Below are 17,369 nucleotides of genomic sequence, written 5' to 3' on the forward strand. Positions count from 1 at the left end.
CTGTAAATATAAAATGCCGCCCTTCAGGCAAAGGGCGGCATCCACATTCTCTACAGCCATTTACTCAATACTGAAAGCAGACAATTTACCACTGTTATCCAGGATATAGAGTGTTTCGTCATCGACCAGCATGGGTGCTGTGACACCACTCCCCACTTTGGCACGAGCGACAAAATGGCCATCCGTCTGAGACAGCGCATGCAGGAATCCCTCTGCATCACCGACCACCACGTAACCATTGAACACCACCGGGCTGCTCAGCTTGCGGTAAGTCAATTGAGCGTTAAGCCACAATTGTTGCCCGCTGCTGGCCCGCATGGCCTCAATGGCATCATTCTTTTGAACCAGGTAAATCTGTTCCAGACCGAAGGCGAGATCGCGCGTGGTTGACGCATCCTGATACCAGATACCGCGGCCTGTGGATCGGGCGATAGCGCCAATGCGACCCTGGTAGCTGGCCACATAGAGTATTTCACCTGACTGCACAGGCTGACCATCGATGTCCACCATACGCTCAAGTTCTGTACGCCCCTGGGGTACCGCGACCCGATTTTCCCAGATCTCCTCACCGGAATTCGGGTTCAGGGCGTGCACTTTGCCGTTGGCAAAGGTGACAATAACTGCGTCGTAGCCAACCTGGGGCGATGTTGTGCCCCGCAGGGTTAGCACTGGAACATCTGCTTCAAAAACCCAGAGTTTTTTGCCATCGTCGGCATCCAAGCCAACCACACGGCCATCCTGTGATTGCACAGCCACGACGATGCCATTGGTACCAGGCGCTGCCAATATTTCGCTGGTCACATAAGTATGCCAACGCTGCTCACCAGTGTTGGCATCCAGGGCGAACACATCACCCAGGGTACTGCCCACGAGGACGAGATCATTGCCCACGCCTACACCACCGCCGAGATCAACATCCAGTTCCACTTTCCAGCGTTTTTCGCCGGAAGCAGCATCAATGGCAGCCACCTCGCCCTGACTATCCGCCACGTAGATCATTCCATTCGAGATGGCCGGGCGAATGCCACCATTAACTGAGCGATATTTGCCCACAGCATTAGTGGACCAACGCTTTGTAAACTTGGCTTCCTGCATGAATTCCTGCAGGGCAGCAGGGGCAATCTTTTCGCCTGCATCGTCAACTTTAGGCGTACCCAGCTTATCCTTGATAGAGGAAATGCTACACCCTGAGATCAATAGGCAAGCTGCCAATAGCCAGGTTAAATGTCTCATCAGGCATCTCCCTCGGAGGCTGGATCAACCGGATCAGTTGTTTCAACCTCGGGTGCCACATGATTGAGCTTCAGCTCTATAATGGTACGTGTCTGGTTGTCATTGAGCACAAGCTTTTGCAGGGCATCACGATAGGCAGTATAGGCAGCCGCTTTATCACCTTTAATTACCTGAAAATCACCAATTGCTTCAGCGTAAGCCGAACCCATGGCCCCGGCATCAACACCTTTCAGCATATCAATGGCTTTGCCCAGATTACCTGATGCGGCTTCCAGTCGGGCCAGGCGCAACTTAATAATCAGTAACAATCCATCATCTGCACCTTTCTCCGCCCACTGCAGCTGGCTTTTGGCAACCTCCAGGTCATCAGCTTCCACAGCCAGGCGCGCCAGCAACATCGCCGCGTAGCGGGCATACTGACTACTGGCATGCTCGCTTTTCAGCTGCTCTGCCAATGCTACCGCCTGCTCCCGCTTCTCAGCTTCAAGTGCCTGTCCGGGCTGTACCTGCGAGACTTCCATCATCTGCTGATAGACAATGGCTGCCGCTTCCGTCTGCGCCTGACGGTGACCTTTCCATAAGTCCCAACCGAAATACCCGCCCACGGCGAGCACAACCACAATCACCGTGGACAGACCGTTCTCTTTCCACCAGCGTTTGAGACTTTCCAGCTGTTCCTCTTCGCTGAGATGTTCTGCCACTGTTAGACCTCACCTTTTTCAAAATCGTATTCATTCAGCATTGCCAGTGTCTCGGTAATGCTCATTGTTTGTTGGGGTTTATCTTCACGCAAAAATTTCACGGACACTTTGCCACTGGCAGCTTCATCTTCGCCGAGAATCAGCGCTATCTGTGCACCACAGCGGTCTGCTTTTTTCATCTGGCTCTTGAAACTGCCACCACCACAGTGGTTTAGAACGCGCAATTGCGGACACTGACTTCGCAAGGTTTCACCCAGCTGCAAAGCCTGAACCTGAACATCACCCGCTGCCAGCAGGTAGACGTCAACTCGCCGGGCGATACTATCCGGTACCACACCAGCGGCGTCAAGCAGCAATACCAAACGCTCAACGCCCATGGCAAAACCGACCGCCGGTGTATGTTTTCCACCCAGCTGCTCTACCAGACCATCATAACGTCCACCTGCACAGACTGTACCCTGAGCTCCCAGCGCATTGGTTACCCATTCGAAGACCGTCTTACCGTAATAGTCCAGTCCTCTGACCAGTCTCGGGTTCACCCGGTAGGGAACACCGGCCCCATCCAGTAGGCACAGCAGCTGCTCAAAATGTTGACGCGATTCGTCCTCGAGAAAATCCGCCAACTGTGGAGCACCATCCAGCAGTTTTTGAGTCTCGGGATTTTTGCTATCGAGGATTCTCATGGGGTTACTATACAAGCGCCTCTGACTGTCTTCATCGAGCAGCTCTTTGCGAGATTCCAGAAACTCTACCAACGCATCCCGATAGCGACCGCGGGATTCCACGGTGCCAAGTGAATTCACTTCCAACGTCACCACCTGATCAATACCGAGCTGCTGCCACAACCGCCAGATCATGACCAATTGCTCGGCGTCGATATCCGGACCTTCCAGGCCGAATACCTCAATACCAATTTGATGGAACTGACGCAGGCGACCTTTTTGCGGGCGCTCATATCGGAACATGGGGCCCTGATACCAAAGTCTTTGTACTTGATTGAAGGTCAGCCCATGCTGTTCACAGGCGCGGACACAACCTGCTGTACCCTCCGGTCGCAGGGTAACGCTGTCGCCGTTGCGGTCGTCAAAGGTATACATTTCTTTTTCAACGATATCGGTTACTTCACCGATAGAGCGTTTGAACAACTCAGTGGGTTCGAGAATGGGAAAACGGATTTCCCGGTAGCCATACCTGGCTAACAATTCCGAAACGGTTTTTTCCAGATACTGCCAAACGGGCGACTCATCGGGCAGAAGATCATTCATCCCCCGGATGGATTGAATTTTTTTCATCAGGACTTCGCTATCAGATTTTCTTGTTGTGCTGCTTTCTGGCTGGCTTTGGTGCGAATCAATTGCTCGAGTTCATCCACCAGGTTTTCCTGCCCCAGCTTCTGGCTGGGCTGACCATCGATATACACCAGATTGTTTGGTGTGCCACCAGTGAGGCCCAGATCCACTTCCTTGGCTTCCCCAGGACCATTGACGATACAGCCAATGACAGCAACATCTATCGGCGTGGTGATATCTTCCAACCTGGTTTCCAGCTCGTTCATGGTTTTAATGACATCAAAATTCTGCCTGGAACAACTGGGACAAGCGATAAAATTGACTCCCTTGCTGCGCAGCTTGAGGCTCTTCAGCATATCCCAGCCGACTTTAACCTCTTCCACGGGATCAGCGGCAAGGGAAACGCGAATTGTGTCCCCAATGCCATCCATCAACAGTAAACCGAGACCGATGGAAGATTTTACCGTACCACCTCGCAAGCCCCCAGCTTCGGTTATCCCCAAGTGCAACGGGTTGTCTATCTGGGTGGCTATTTTGCGGTAGGCTGCGACGGCCATAAAAATATCCGACGCTTTTAAACTCAATTTAAAGTTGTTGAAATTCAGGCTGTCGAGAATCTCCACATGTCGCATGGCGGATTCCACCAGAGCGTCCGGGGTTGGCTCACCGTATTTCTTTTGTAGATCTTTCTCCAGTGACCCGGCATTCACCCCGATACGTATCGGAATATTGAGGTCACGGGCCTTATCAACCACGGCCTGGATACGCTTTTCCCTGCCGATATTTCCCGGGTTGATGCGCAGACAATCAACGCCCAGATCCGCGACCCGCAAAGCAATTCGATAGTCAAAATGAATGTCTGCCACCAGGGGCACTGACACCTGCTGACGAATCAGGCCAAACGCTTCGGCGGCCTCCATACTGGGTACAGAAACGCGCACAATATCCGCACCTGCAGCTTCGAGGCGTAAAATCTGTGCGACGGTCGCGGCCACATCGGTCGTTTCCGTATTGGTCATGCTCTGTATGGAAATGGGCGCATCGCCACCCACAGGAACGTTGCCTACCATGATCTGGCGGGACTGCCTGCGGACTATCGGGGATTCAAAATGCATGGACTGTCTACTACTCCGAGGTCAAATCATCACCGATCTTTAGTGTTGCCGTATTATCGTTGGCAATGGTGGCAACGGTGATCGGCTCACCGGCATACATAATTTCTATACCTGGGGCATAGCCCAATATTACGGTAAACGGCGCCAGGCCATTCACATCCAGTTCGGTACCCGAAGATTTCAAATCGGCAACCAGCATGCCACCTTCGGCATCAAAGACTTCAACCCAGCTTTGCTGAACCACACGGATATAAAGATTGCGAATACCATCATCACCACCCTCCTCTGCCACCGCCCGGACCGTAGGATTCGGCTCCTCATAGGTTTGCACATTGTTACTGCTGAGATTCGGCAACTGCTTCATTTCAAGTTGTGGTTGTATGGTGACAGCAGATTTTTCCACTTGTGGAAGGTTGATGGTTTCATCGGTCTGCATCGCCCACACAAATACAGCGGCAACCACCAACAAAATCAGAATCAACGGTACCACCAAGAAACTCAGACGAAATTTAAACTTCTTTCTCGGGGCAGCCGGAAGTATAAGTGAGGGTGAATGATCCTTGATGCCCCGGGCGGCCAACTGCTGCTCAACGGCTTGTAGCGCCGGTTCTTCCGGTAGTTCAAGCAATGCACAGTAACGACGCACATAACCCCTGACATACACCGGCGCGGGCAGGCGCTCGTAGTCGTCCGTTTCAATGGCGTTCAAAACCCTGGCCGGCAACCCCAACTGGGGTACCAGATCATCAATTCCTAGGCCTTTTTCCTTTCTGGCTCTACGGAGCTGCTCGCCCGGAGACACCTCCATTGCCGGGGCTGTGTCTGTCTGCTTTTTTGCTTCAGTCTTGTTTGTCATTTTGTAGCCAGTTCAGGTATTCCTGGTTTTCCCGAGAATCGGGAAACAGATTTTTCAGTGCCAGTCCCTGACTCGCTTCCGCATCTCGATTTCCAAGTCGATTTTCCAGTTTTACTCCCAACCACAAACCCCTGGGCGTCGGTCTCCGCCGAGCATCATTATATTTTTCCAACAGTTGCTTGGCGCGTTGATAATCCGCGCGCGTATAAGCGATCTCTGCCAACTCCAGATAGGGTTGGGACATCTGCGGCGCCAGCACGACGGCCTTTTGCAGAGCTTCTTCCCCTTCCGTTAGTTTGTTGAGCTTGATTGCCGTGACACCAGCCTTATAGAAAATTTCACCGCGTTTAGGGTAGGCCAGATCTTCAGAGCCTTTAACAAACTGTTGGTATGCTTCCTCATAACGCTCTTGGCGCAGCAGGAACATGCCGTAATTGTTGCGGCTACGGGTAAAGCCTGGGTCGTAACTTAGAGCTTTTTTATAGTGGGATTCCGCCTCAGCCAGCTCCATTTCCTGCTGATACAACAGGGCCCATACGTCATGCACCTCGGGTGAACGACTGTTGATTCGCATCGCTTTCTCAAGATGCTCTCGGGCGCGTTCCCGATCACCCTGGGTCATGTATCCCAGGGCCAGTTGCAAGCGTGTCTCTAAGGCCTTTTCAGTATCGGGGCTCACACTCGGTGCACCGTTCACCGTCGTGGACGATGTGGTGCAGCCCTGTATCATTGCCATCGAAAATACGGCCACGATGACTGTGACTATGGTTCTGAGCTTCATGCGTCCTTCACCCCTGGATTGCATTGTTATCCATTACCCCACAAACCTGACTGGCGACTCCACCACCTGGTTCTGGTAACGCTCGCTGCGACGTGTCTTGTCATTCACTGTACCCGCCAATTGACCACAGGCTGCCGCGATGTCATCACCACGGGTTGTTCTCACGGTGACGATATGCCCTTCCTTGTAGAGGATGTCCCGAAAGCGATTCAGGGCAGTGTTTGTAACTTTTTTGTAATCAGACTGTACAAACGGGTTGAATGGAATCAGGTTGATCTTACAAGGTAAATCCTTGAGCAGTTTGGCCAACTGTTTTGCGTGCTCATCACGATCATTAACATGGTCAATCAACGTGTACTCCACCGTAATTTTACGGTGGGTATCAGGCATTTTTTCCAGATACCGACGCGCCGAATCCAGCAGCATGGCTATGGGGTATTTGCGATTGATAGGCACCAGCTCGTTGCGCAACTCGTCATTTGGCGCATGCAGCGAAATGGCCAGAGAAACGTCTGAAACCTCACCCAGCCGGTCAATGGCGGGGACAACCCCCGACGTGCTCAAGGTCACCCGGCGCTTGGAAAGACCATAGGCACAGTCGTGGAGCATCAGGGACATGGCGTCCACCACATTATCAAAGTTCAGTAGAGGCTCACCCATGCCCATCATCACTACATTGCTGACTACGCGGTCAGCTCCGACGGTCAGAGAGTCAAAGGATTTTGCTGCAATCCAAACCTGGCCAATGATCTCCGCCGCGGTCAGGTCACGATTAAACCCTTGCTTCCCCGTGGCGCAGAAGCTGCAGTCGAGGGAGCAGCCAACCTGCGAGGAAACACACAATGTGCCGCGATCTTTTTCCGGAATAAATACTGTTTCAATACAGCTACCACCCGCCACACGAATCAGCCATTTCCGTGTTCCATCCGCTGAATCATGCTGGGAGACCACCTCTGGTGCGCGGATTTCAGCCACAATTTTCAAGCGTTCACGAAGGGCCTTTGAAAGATTTGTCATCTGCTCAAAGTCATCAACACCAAGCTGGTGAATCCACTTCAAAACCTGTGTGGCACGAAAAGGTTTTTCGCCCAGAGAGGCAAAAAATTCCACCAGTTTTTCAGCAGAAAGCCCCAGCAGGTTTATTTTCTCCTCCTGGGGCTCTACTGTCTGGTTGATGTCAGTGTTCAATGCTGTCATCAATTATCCTGCCTTTCGGCATAGGGTTGGGCATCAATTATCTGGGACAAATTTCATCTTCTGCAAAGAAGTATGCCACTTCACGAGCAGCGGAAGTTGTCGAGTCAGAACCATGGACAGCGTTGGCGTCAATGGATTCCGCAAAATCTGCACGAATAGTGCCAGCATCGGCTTCCTTGGGGTTGGTTGCACCCATCAATTCACGATTCAGGGCAACAGCATTTTCACCTTCCAGTACCTGAACGACTACCGGGCCGGATGTCATGAAGCCAACCAGGTCGGCAAAGAAAGGACGTTCTTTGTGTTCAGCATAAAAACCGCCCGCTTTCTCCTCGGAGAGGTGCAGCATTTTTGCTGCGACGATTTTCAAACCCGCATTTTCAAAACGGCTGTAGATTTGGCCGATTACATTCTTTGCCACTGCATCGGGTTTGATAATAGAAAGGGTACGTTCAATAGCCATTAATGGTCTCCAGGGGGGATATTTGTAAAACCTGGCGAGCCCTGCTGCACCCAGCTCGGCCCGCCGCTTCAAAAGGGGGGGCATTTTACTCTTCGATACAAGGGGTTACAAGGAATTCTCAAGGCCGTTTCCTGACCACTCATGTTCAGGCAGCTAACAATTTTGTAAAGCGATCACAGGGCACGGGCATACTGAAATGCGAGCCCTGATAGGAATGACAACCCAGCTCACGCAGGATGTCCAAGGCTTCCTGACTTTCCACACCTTCTGCTGTGACCTTTAGCCCATATTGTTTGGAAACTGCCATGATCGCTTCCACGATGCCACGGCTTTCCGAATCGCGATGGATATTGCGGATAAACTCACGATCAATCTTGAGCTGGTCGAAGGGCAGTCGCTTCAGGTAGATCATCGATGAATACCCGATACCAAAATCGTCGATGGAAAACATCGCTCCCAAGGCCTTGATGGCTTCCATTTTTTTAATAGCATCATCGACGTCTTCGATCACCAGGCTTTCAGTCACCTCGAAGTTCAGGAAGCTCGGGTCGATGTTGTAGCTCTTCATACTGTGCTGGACAATATCGAGCAACTGGGGATCACGGAACTGGCGCGGGCTGATATTGATACCAAGACGCATATGATCCTGCCAGATACCCATGTCGATAAAATTACGCAAATATTCACAGGACGTTCGAATCACCCAGCGCCCGACATCGACGATCAGCCCCGATGACTCCAGCACCGGAATAAACTCCGAAGGCATATTGGTCACTTTGTCTGCGTTCATCCAGCGCAGCAATGCCTCACCACCCAACAATTCACCGGTTTCAACAGATATTTGTGGCTGGATGTACAGGACAAACTCATGGTTATCCATGGCTTTTCGTAACCGCGTGTTCATACCAATCTGGCGCTGGGCTTTTTGAGTAATGCTGGGGTCAAAAAACGCAATACTGTTGCGGCCTTTTCGCTTCGCCTCATACATGGCGGTATCCGCATACTGCAACACACGGTCTGCTCTCAGGTCAGCATCGGTCAATAAGGCAATACCAATACTCGCGGTGAGAATAACCTCGTGACCATCGAGAAATATCGGACTGGCTACGGCCTCGCCCAGTTTTTCTGCAATCGCCTGGGCACTCCAGGCTGCTTTCGAGGGGTCGTCCGCCAGTTCGGGAATGAAAAGGACGAACTCATCGCCACTCATCCTGGCAAGCATGTTGTCCCCGGACACCAGGCTGACGAGTGCCTGGCCAATTTTCTTGATGACCTGGTCCCCAACGTTGTGCCCCCAGGAATCATTGATATCCTTGAAGTGGTCGAGATCCAGCATCATGACAGCGGCGCAAACTGGACCGCCTTGATGGATTTCCAGAAAATCTGCCAGCGATTCGGCCAACATTTGGCGATTCGGGAGACTGGTCAAGCCGTCAAAATAGTGCTTTTGCCCATCATCAGCACGTCGCTCGGCGACTCGGCGCTCAGAAACCACTCTGCCACTGTCATCAACAATCAGCTCGGGATTACCCACACTAGTGACAGCCGACTCGTCCATTGGCTCCCAGCTATCTGACAATGCGTCAAGGCCAGATTGACCACTATTTGTAGGTTTGCTGTGATAGCCCTCAGCTCCGGAAGCGGCCGCCTTGTCCTGCTCGCTTTTCAGCATGACGACCATTTCTTTGCCGTCTTCTGTTACATACACGACTTCAACATGAATGGGGGCTCCCTGACCGGGACAGGTCCAGGATAGCGTTTTCTGTTTGCCCATTTGGGCTTTTTTGAGTTGTAACTTGAGGTCAACCAGTGCAGAAGATTCATCACCGTTGATTTTATCAACGGAGGCACCGATCAGTTGCTTGAGCTCACACTCCAACAACCTCAGGGCATTCTGATTGGCGTCGACACAGACGCCGTAGGCAAAGAAAAGGGTGCCATAGGGTACCGATTCAACCAGTACTTTATAAAGCTCTTCTTTAGAGCTCATCTATACCCCTTAACCAACATCAAATTCTGCGGACCATTCTAATCGAGTTCATCAATCCATGCCATCTGGATCGCCTCTAGCACCTTTTCGCCACAACGCTGAGGATCATCATCAAAATCTTCCAGGGAGAGAACCCAGTTTCTCAAATCCACAAAATTGACATACCGCGGATCAACATCCGGGTGTGATTCCGACAACTCGATTGCCAGATCCATTACATCGGTCCACTTCAGTGTCATGACCAATACTCCGACTAGTGCTTTTCGGACACCATATTGATGGTGTATTTAGGTATTTCGACAATTAAATCCTGATCTTTAACAACCGCCTGGCAACTGAGCCGCGAATCCGGATCCACACCCCAGGCCTTGTCGAGGTAATCCTCTTCCAGCTCGTCCGCTTCCTCAAGGGAATCAAAGCCCTCCCGTACATAGACATGACAGGTTGTACAGGCACAGGACATTTCACAGGCATGTTCTATCTCAATATCATTGCGCAGTGCCGCTTCACAGATGCTTTCGCCAGGCTCGACCTCAATCACCGCCCCTTCCGGGCAGATGGTTTCGTGTGGGAGAAATACAACCTTGGTCATTTCAAAGGCCCTTATCGATCTCGTCGAGGCTGTGACCGGCCAACGCCTTTTTAATACTGGCATCCATGCGACGTGCCGCGAAATCCTCACTGGTTTTCGACACTGTCTCAATATGGCGGGCAATTTCACGGTGGTTGCTGCTCTCCCTGACGTTACGCAAATCGTCCAACGCCACTTCAAGGCAATGGTATTCCTTCTCATTAAGCAGGACTTTGCCATCCTGCGCCAATGCGGCACTGAGGTCTTCGTAGAGACGATCTGCTTCGACCTGCTGCTCTCTCAGGGCCCTCAACTGCATATCATCCCGGGCATGGGTGTAGGACTCCCTCAACATCCGGGTCACTTCTTTGTCATTCAGGCCATAGGAGGGTTTGACCTCAACATGCGCCTCAACACCACTGGTTAATTCCTTGGCGGACACATTCAGTAAGCCATCCGCGTCTACCTGGAATTTGACGCGAATCTTTGCTGCACCGGCCACCATAGGCGGGATGCCTCGCAGTTCAAAACGTGCCAAGGAACGACAATCGCTGACCAGCTCCCGCTCCCCCTGCAGCACGTGGATAGCCATGGCTGTTTGCCCATCCTTAAAGGTGGTGAAATCCTGAGCCTTGGCAACCGGTATGGTGGTATTGCGATGGATGATTTTTTCCATCAGACCACCCATGGTTTCGAGACCCAGCGACAATGGAATTACATCCAGCAACAACATTTCATCGCCGGGCTTATTGCCGACCAGCACATCAGCCTGAAGTGCGGCGCCGATGGCCACCACGCGGTCGGGGTCGATATTGACCAGGGGCTCGCGTTTGAATGTCTCTTCAACCCGCTCGCGAACCCTCAACATACGTGTCGACCCACCGACCATAACGACAGCATCGATTTCATCACTATCAAGCTCTGCATCCCTCAGGCTTCTCCGACAGGCTCGCAATGTTTTATCGATCAGGGGATCAACAAGGGTGTTCAGGGTGTGTCTGTCCAATGAACCTTGCCAGCCAAGCACATCCATCGCCACGCTTTCCTGCTCAGCCAAAGCTTCCTTGGCTTGGCGCGCAGCAGACATCAATTGTCTTTGTTGCTGCGGATCGAGATCGGAACCCAGCCCGGCCTGTTCGCAGCACCATTGGGCGATGGCACGATCAAAGTCATCACCACCGAGGGCTGAATCACCACCAGTGGCCAGAACTTCAAAGACACCGCGAGACAACCTCAGCAGGGAAATATCGAAGGTTCCACCGCCAAGGTCATAAACGGCTATTACCCCCTCCCCTCCCTGGTCGAGTCCGTAGGCAACGGCGGCAGCCGTGGGCTCACTCAACAGGCGCAGCACCTTGACTCCTGCCAGGGTTGCAGCATCTTTCGTGGCCTGACGCTGTGCTTCATCGAAATAAGCGGGAACAGTTATCACCGCACCATCCAGAGGACCATCCAGGGCTGATTCCGCACGCTCTACAAGGGCTCGCAGAATTTCGGCAGAAGCCGCCACAGGGCTAATATCTCCAGCAGATGTTCTAAAGCTGGGCATGCCACTTTCACCTGACACAAACTGATAGGGCAACTGGTCTCCCAGGGTTTTGATATCTGTTGTACCACGACCCATAAAGCGCTTAACGGAAATGAGAGTGTTGAGCGCATCACGACCCGCCCACTCGAGGGCCTCGTAACCAATAGAGATATTCTGGTCCGCCTCGTAATGGACCACTGAAGGCAGCAGGTGGCGGTCTTCGTTGTCAGGCAACGTTTCCGGCGTACCACTGCGAACAGTTGCCACCAGCGAGTTCGTAGTGCCCAGGTCAATGCCCACTGCTCTCCGGCGCTGATGCGGTTCCGGGGACTGACCGGGCTCAGATATCTGTAACAAAACCACTTGATGTAACCGCCTATTCTTCGTCTAGTTCGTGTTCAAGCTCATGAATTTCACTGATGAGCTTGCTGAAAAACTGCATCTTGGCCACCGCTTCAGCAGCATGATCCATATCTGCTGCACCCAGGCACTCGCTGAAGAGTTTCTGCAGTGAGCGATACTCGCCAATGGCATGTTCATTAATCTCCGCAAGCGACGCGTGAGAATCGTTGGCATCCCGAACCTCTGACAAGGCTTCGCGCAGCGTCATTTGCTCCATTAGAAAGTCAGGATCACGGGTGATGGCAGTCTCATTAGCCCCATCCACTCCGTGTAACGACAACAGGTACTGTGCACGCAGCAGTGGTGATTTCAGTTCGTTGTAGGCCTGATTCACAACAGCCGCATACTGCTCCGCCAACCGCTGTTCGCGGGCGGGCTTGCCGGCATATTTGTCTGGGTGAAATTGCCGCTGCATGGTGCGGTAGCGTTCTGAGAGCTGGCTGATGTCGATATCATAACTGACAGGCAGTCCGAAAATTTCGAAAAAATTGTCTGAAATTTCCACGAGAACAGCTCCGACCGAGATATCAAAAAAGGCTCTTATACCCTATCGGGCTCTCTACCACCTAGATGTGGAAACTCTCACCACAACCGCACTCTTCCTTGACATTGGGGTTGTTGAACTGAAAACCTTCATTGAGCCCTTCCTTTACGAAATCCAACTCTGTGCCGTCCAGATAGGCGAGACTTTTAGGATCCACAAACAACTTTGCATCACCACAGTCAAAAACCGTGTCCTCGGGCTGCTGGTCATCGACAAATTCAAGGACATAGGACAACCCGGAACAACCCGTGGTCTTAACACCGAGGCGAATACCAATACCGTGTCCCCGGTGAGCAAGGTGCCTGGTGATGTGCTGCTCAGCTGCCTGGGTCATGGTAATTGCCATTATTTCTCTCCTGCTATCTCAAGTTGTCTGTCAGTTCAGTCGGTCTGTTCGCCACGCTTATGGCGAACATCTCTGACGGCGGCCTTAATCGCGTCTTCCGCCAACACAGAACAGTGGATTTTCACCGGTGGCAATGCCAGCTCTTCTGCTATCTGGGTGTTCTTGATCTCTGCGGCCTGCTCAAGGGTTTTACCCTTGACCCACTCAGTCAGCAAAGAGCTCGAGGCAATCGCAGATCCGCAGCCATAGGTTTTAAATTTGGCGTCCTCAATAACACCGTCCTCATTCACCTGAATCTGAAGGCGCATGACATCGCCACAGGCCGGGGCACCAACCATTCCCGTGCCAACGTTGCTGGCTTTATCATCCAACTTGCCAACGTTGCGGGGACTTTCGTAGTGATCCAGTACTTTGTCACTGTAAGACATAATTTAACTCCTCAACGTTAGTGGGCGGCCCACTCGACCTGACTCAGATCGATGCCGTCTTTGTACATATCCCAGAGCGGAGATAGCTCCCGTAATTTATTAACGGCTTCCCGCACTCGCTCAATGGCGTAATCAATTTCTTCAGCAGTTGTAAAGCGACCTATGGAGAAACGAATGGAGCTGTGTGCCAGCTCATCATCCAGACCCAACGCACGTAGCACATAGGAAGGTTCCAGGCTGGCCGAGGTACAGGCTGAGCCGGATGAGACCGCGAGATCCTTGAGCGCCATGATTAGAGACTCACCTTCTACATAGGCAAAACTGACATTCAGATTTCCCGAAACACGCTGCTCTAAAGAGCCGTTCAGGTGGACAGCCTCCATATCGGAAATACCGTGCCAAAGCCGATTACGCAGCGCCAATACACGCTGGTTTTCATCGGACATCTCTTCTCTGGCAATACGGAAAGCTTCACCCATACCGACAATTTGATGAGTGGCCAGCGTTCCGGAGCGCATGCCGCGCTCATGGCCAGCGCCATGCATCTGTGCTTCGATGCGAACCCGTGGTTTGCGACGCACATACAGAGCGCCAATGCCCTTGGGACCATATATTTTGTGGACTGACAAAGACATCATGTCAACTTTCATGGTTTCCATGTCTATTTCCACCTTGCCAGCACTCTGTGCGGCATCCACGTGGAAATAAACCTTGTGCTCACGACAAACTTCGCCAATCGCCGCGATGTCATTAATGGTTCCGATCTCGTTATTCACGTGCATCAGCGACACCAGCGTAGTGTCTTCACGAATCGCCTCGGAAACAGCGCTCGGCTGAATCAAGCCGTCGGCGTCCGGGACAAGATAAGTAACCTCATAGCCCTCTCGCTCCAACTGGCGGCAGGTGTCGAGCACCGCTTTGTGCTCGATTTTGGAGGTAATAATGTGCTTGCCTTTTTTCTGATTGAAGTGGGCACAGCCCTTGATCGCCAAGTTATTGGCTTCCGTGGCACCTGAAGTCCAGACAATTTCCCTGGGATCGGCATTCAACAGTGACGCCACCTGTTCTCTCGCATCTTCAACAGCCGCCTCCGCTTGCCAACCAAAGGCATGCGAACGGGAGGCCGGATTACCGAAGTTGCCCTCTGTAGTCAGACATTCCGCCATCTTCGCGGCTACCCGAGGGTCAACCGGCGTGGTTGCAGAATAGTCCAGATAGATCGGCAGTTTCATTCAGTCACTCCTAATAGATTTTCACAATTGACGGCGCTTGCTTTACTCTGCGCCACTCAACATCACCGGACGCACTTCCTGTTGCTGCACCAGACTGTCCAGTGTAATTCCACTAAGAAAGCGGTGAATCTGCTGGCTGAGGTCATCCCAAAGATAGTGGGTCAGGCAGACTCCGCCATTTTGGCAGTTACCCTTACCGTTACAACTAGTTGCATCGATAGACTCATTGACAGCATCAATGATCTCGGCAACGTTGATAGCTGTGCAGTCCCGTGAGAGGCGATAGCCGCCACCGGGGCCCCTGACGCTGCTAACCAGATCCATCTGGCGCAACTTGGCAAATAATTGTTCCAGGTAAGACAGTGAAATCTCCTGACGCTGCGATATATCCGCCAGGCTTATGGGACCTTTATCACCATGCAGCGCCAAATCCAGCATGGCAGTCACAGCATAACGACCTCGAGTTGTCAGGCGCATAGAGATGCTCTCACTCGTTCAGTTCATGAAACACATGCCGGAATTATCCAATAACCCACTATTTTAGTCAAGTAAATAACATAGTTTTTTAGTCGGAATTACGTCCGGGTGTCGCTCTGCTTGTCCCCTGTAAGCTGCCGCATTTTGTGTGCGAGATTCTGCATAGCAGTCAACACACCGCGCAAAATCGACAGCTCCATTTCATCTAGTCGGATCCTGCTGTAAAGCCTGCGAAGTCGTGGCATGGTCTGGCGCGGGTTATCGCGGCTGTGGAAGCCTATATCCACCAACGCTTGCTCCAGATGTTGAAAATACATTTCCAAATCTTCCGCCCGGGCTGGGGGTACATCCCACTCGCACAGCGATGGCAACTTACCATCTGCGTTTGCAAGAGAAGCCATTCGTACCTCATAACAAAGCACCTGCACCGCTGCGGCAAGATTCAGGGAGCTGTATTCAGGATTTGAGGGTATGTGCACATGGTAGGTACATTTATGCAACTCTTCATTGGTTAGTCCCCGGTCTTCCCGGCCAAATACGATCGCCACTTCATGCTCAGAGGACTCTTGCCAGACCCGTTCACCACACTCCCGAGGATTGAGGAGCGGCCAGGGAATGCGGCGCTCACGGGCGCTAGTACCCACAACAAGGCCACAACTGCCAACGGCTTCATCCAGCGTGTCTACCACAACCGCATTATCCAGCACATCCAGTGCATTTGCGGCGCGCCAAACGGCTCGATCAGCGGGATATTCTTTTGGGGAAACGAGATACAGGCGGGACAGACCCATATTCTTCATGGCCCTGGCGGCACCACCAATGTTGCCAGGATGTGTGGTATTCACCAGCACTATACGAACATTTTCAAACACACTAGGCCTGCATTAATGGTTAGTCTCAGGGATCGCCTGTGCTCTCAAGAAAACAGCGACGCACAACCGCCTTTTTGAAGGGCGCAAATTCTATCAGGAAGCAAAGGTGAAATCATGGATTTCCACTCCCCTCAAACTCTAGCTCTCTGCTACAATGCCGCGCTTTCGCCACAGTGGAATAGCAGTAATGGAACCGATGGTTAATATCGCACTTCGTGCCGCCCGCAAAGCCGGGGATATGATTGCTCGCGCCACTGAACGCAGCGATTTGATCAAGATCGATGAAAAAGGCCGCAACGATTACGTCACAGAAATCGACCGCGCCGCTGAAAAGGAAATTATTTACCATCTGCGTAAAGCCTATCCCGATCACAGCATCATCGGCGAAGAGTCAGGCCACCTCCAGGGCGAAAACGATGACTATCAATGGATAATCGACCCTCTGGATGGCACCACAAATTTTATTCATGGTATCCCCCACTTTGCAGTGTCCATTGGCTGTCGCTATAAGGGCAAACTGGAACATGCCGTGGTGTTTGACCCCATGCGCCGGGAAGAATATACAGCCAGCCGCGGTCGCGGTGCTTTTCTGAACGGCAAGCGAATTCGCGTGTCAGGCAGAGTTGGACTCGCCGGATCTCTGGTCGCCACTGGCATCCCCTTTAACAGTCCCTCCATTGACCACATGGAGCCTTATCTGTCCTGCCTTACAGAACTGGCGACACAATCGTCTGGTATACGTCGGCTCGGTGTTGCTTCACTGGACCTCGCTTATCTATCGGCGGGACGTGTCGATGCATTCTGGGAAATGAACCTGAAGCCCTGGGACATTGCAGCCGGTGTGCTATTGGTGAAAGAGGCCGGTGGCCTGGTCAGCGACTTCAGTGGCGGTGAAAACTATATGGATAGCGGGAATATTGTCTGCGCCACACCAAAACTGTTTAAACCTACTCTCAAAGTGGTGCAAAAACATCTGGGGCATATTGAGACTTCAAACTGACAGAAGATCAGTTTTCATCAAACAAGGTATGTCCATCCAAGCCCTGCTTGTTCACGATTGACCGCAGGCGGCGTAAAGCTTCCACCTGAATTTGTCGGACTCGTTCTCGGGTCAACCCTATTTCGTGGCCGACTTCTTCTAGGGTGCACACATCGTGTCCGTGTAAGCCGAAGCGACGCACAATCACTTCCTGCTCCTTATCCGTCAGCTCTGACAACCAAAGCTCAACCGCGTCATTCATATCCTGATCTTCGACCAGCTCTTCAGGATCACTGGGGTGCTCGTCTGCCAGGGTTTCAACCAGCATGCGATCACCATCTTTGCCCATGGGCACATCAACGGAA

General features: G+C 52.1%; 20 protein-coding genes. 1 reads left to right on the top strand and 19 read right to left on the bottom strand.

The features are described 5' to 3' along the window. Nucleotides 1-60 precede the first annotated feature (60 nt). The 18 genes from bamB to trmJ all read right to left on the bottom strand — a co-directional run bounded on the left by bamB (nucleotide 61) and on the right by trmJ (nucleotide 16,025). A complete protein-coding gene (bamB, locus tag ACYZYZ_RS07545; RefSeq protein ID WP_305168968.1) occupies nucleotides 61-1,233 on the bottom strand; it encodes an outer membrane protein assembly factor BamB in 1,173 nt (390 codons plus the stop codon). Next, nucleotides 1,233-1,934 carry a YfgM family protein gene (locus ACYZYZ_RS07550; protein WP_461483816.1) on the bottom strand — a complete coding sequence of 234 codons (702 nt, stop codon included), beginning with the start codon at nucleotides 1,932-1,934 and terminating at the stop codon, nucleotides 1,233-1,235. The genes bamB and ACYZYZ_RS07550 overlap by 1 nt, the downstream gene beginning before the upstream one ends. A gap of 2 nt (nucleotides 1,935-1,936) precedes the next feature. After that, on the bottom strand, nucleotides 1,937-3,226 hold the full coding sequence (gene hisS / locus ACYZYZ_RS07555) for a histidine--tRNA ligase (RefSeq protein WP_461483817.1): 1,290 nt from the start codon (nucleotides 3,224-3,226) through the stop codon (nucleotides 1,937-1,939). Next, complete coding sequence (gene ispG, locus ACYZYZ_RS07560; RefSeq protein WP_305168972.1) at nucleotides 3,226-4,338, bottom strand: flavodoxin-dependent (E)-4-hydroxy-3-methylbut-2-enyl-diphosphate synthase; 1,113 nt, start codon at nucleotides 4,336-4,338, stop codon at nucleotides 3,226-3,228. The genes hisS and ispG overlap by 1 nt, the downstream gene beginning before the upstream one ends. Before the next feature lie 10 nt (nucleotides 4,339-4,348). Further along, on the bottom strand, nucleotides 4,349-5,194 hold the full coding sequence (locus ACYZYZ_RS07565; protein WP_461483818.1) for a helix-turn-helix domain-containing protein: 846 nt from the start codon (nucleotides 5,192-5,194) through the stop codon (nucleotides 4,349-4,351). Continuing rightward, complete coding sequence (gene pilW / locus ACYZYZ_RS07570) at nucleotides 5,178-5,975, bottom strand: type IV pilus biogenesis/stability protein PilW (protein ID WP_305168974.1); 798 nt, start codon at nucleotides 5,973-5,975, stop codon at nucleotides 5,178-5,180. Before pilW ends, ACYZYZ_RS07565 begins: the two co-directional genes overlap by 17 nt. A 33-nt stretch (nucleotides 5,976-6,008) precedes the next feature. Beyond that, nucleotides 6,009-7,172 carry a dual-specificity RNA methyltransferase RlmN gene (gene rlmN / locus ACYZYZ_RS07575; protein WP_461483819.1) on the bottom strand — a complete coding sequence of 388 codons (1,164 nt, stop codon included), beginning with the start codon at nucleotides 7,170-7,172 and terminating at the stop codon, nucleotides 6,009-6,011. Nucleotides 7,173-7,209: 37 nt separating this feature from the next. After that, nucleotides 7,210-7,635, bottom strand: a complete 426-nt coding sequence (ndk, locus tag ACYZYZ_RS07580) for a nucleoside-diphosphate kinase (RefSeq protein WP_461483820.1) — start codon at nucleotides 7,633-7,635, stop codon at nucleotides 7,210-7,212. Nucleotides 7,636-7,780: 145 nt separating this feature from the next. After that, a complete protein-coding gene (locus ACYZYZ_RS07585; protein ID WP_305168977.1) occupies nucleotides 7,781-9,625 on the bottom strand; it encodes a putative bifunctional diguanylate cyclase/phosphodiesterase in 1,845 nt (614 codons plus the stop codon). A gap of 38 nt (nucleotides 9,626-9,663) precedes the next feature. Continuing rightward, on the bottom strand, nucleotides 9,664-9,864 hold the full coding sequence (gene iscX, locus ACYZYZ_RS07590; RefSeq protein WP_305168978.1) for a Fe-S cluster assembly protein IscX: 201 nt from the start codon (nucleotides 9,862-9,864) through the stop codon (nucleotides 9,664-9,666). Between the two features lie 14 nt (nucleotides 9,865-9,878). Continuing rightward, nucleotides 9,879-10,217 (bottom strand): ISC system 2Fe-2S type ferredoxin, encoded by a 339-nt coding sequence (gene fdx, locus ACYZYZ_RS07595; protein WP_305168979.1) that lies wholly within the window; start codon nucleotides 10,215-10,217, stop codon nucleotides 9,879-9,881. 1 nt (nucleotide 10,218) lies between these two features. Further along, the gene (gene hscA, locus ACYZYZ_RS07600; protein ID WP_305168980.1) at nucleotides 10,219-12,087 is read right to left on the bottom strand and encodes a Fe-S protein assembly chaperone HscA; all 1,869 of its coding nucleotides are present in this window, start codon (nucleotides 12,085-12,087) and stop codon (nucleotides 10,219-10,221) included. Between the two features lie 13 nt (nucleotides 12,088-12,100). Next, nucleotides 12,101-12,631, bottom strand: coding sequence for a Fe-S protein assembly co-chaperone HscB (hscB, locus tag ACYZYZ_RS07605; protein ID WP_305168981.1), 531 nt, complete (start codon nucleotides 12,629-12,631; stop codon nucleotides 12,101-12,103). Nucleotides 12,632-12,692: 61 nt separating this feature from the next. Then, nucleotides 12,693-13,016 (bottom strand): iron-sulfur cluster assembly protein IscA, encoded by a 324-nt coding sequence (gene iscA, locus ACYZYZ_RS07610; protein WP_305168982.1) that lies wholly within the window; start codon nucleotides 13,014-13,016, stop codon nucleotides 12,693-12,695. A gap of 35 nt (nucleotides 13,017-13,051) precedes the next feature. Further along, the gene (gene iscU / locus ACYZYZ_RS07615) at nucleotides 13,052-13,444 is read right to left on the bottom strand and encodes a Fe-S cluster assembly scaffold IscU (protein WP_305168984.1); all 393 of its coding nucleotides are present in this window, start codon (nucleotides 13,442-13,444) and stop codon (nucleotides 13,052-13,054) included. 17 nt (nucleotides 13,445-13,461) lie between these two features. Continuing rightward, nucleotides 13,462-14,676: an IscS subfamily cysteine desulfurase gene (locus ACYZYZ_RS07620; RefSeq protein ID WP_461483821.1), complete on the bottom strand. Its 1,215-nt coding sequence runs from the start codon at nucleotides 14,674-14,676 to the stop codon at nucleotides 13,462-13,464. Between the two features lie 42 nt (nucleotides 14,677-14,718). Beyond that, nucleotides 14,719-15,153: a Fe-S cluster assembly transcriptional regulator IscR gene (gene iscR, locus ACYZYZ_RS07625; protein WP_461483822.1), complete on the bottom strand. Its 435-nt coding sequence runs from the start codon at nucleotides 15,151-15,153 to the stop codon at nucleotides 14,719-14,721. A 98-nt stretch (nucleotides 15,154-15,251) separates the two neighbouring features. After that, nucleotides 15,252-16,025, bottom strand: coding sequence for a tRNA (cytosine(32)/uridine(32)-2'-O)-methyltransferase TrmJ (trmJ, locus tag ACYZYZ_RS07630; RefSeq protein ID WP_305168987.1), 774 nt, complete (start codon nucleotides 16,023-16,025; stop codon nucleotides 15,252-15,254). A gap of 187 nt (nucleotides 16,026-16,212) precedes the next feature. Between trmJ and ACYZYZ_RS07635 the strand changes: the two genes are divergently transcribed. Further along, entirely contained in the window at nucleotides 16,213-17,025 is an 813-nt protein-coding gene (locus ACYZYZ_RS07635; RefSeq protein WP_305168988.1) for an inositol monophosphatase family protein, read from the top strand. 7 nt (nucleotides 17,026-17,032) lie between these two features. Here ACYZYZ_RS07635 and ACYZYZ_RS07640 read toward each other — a convergent pair. Next, nucleotides 17,033-17,369, bottom strand: a 337-nt coding sequence (locus ACYZYZ_RS07640; protein ID WP_461483823.1) for a sigma-70 family RNA polymerase sigma factor, incomplete at its 5' end; no start/stop codon positions are given.

This window comes from Porticoccus sp. (assembly GCA_023261185.1).
In the GTDB taxonomy this organism is placed as follows: domain Bacteria; phylum Pseudomonadota; class Gammaproteobacteria; order Pseudomonadales; family Porticoccaceae; genus Porticoccus; species Porticoccus litoralis.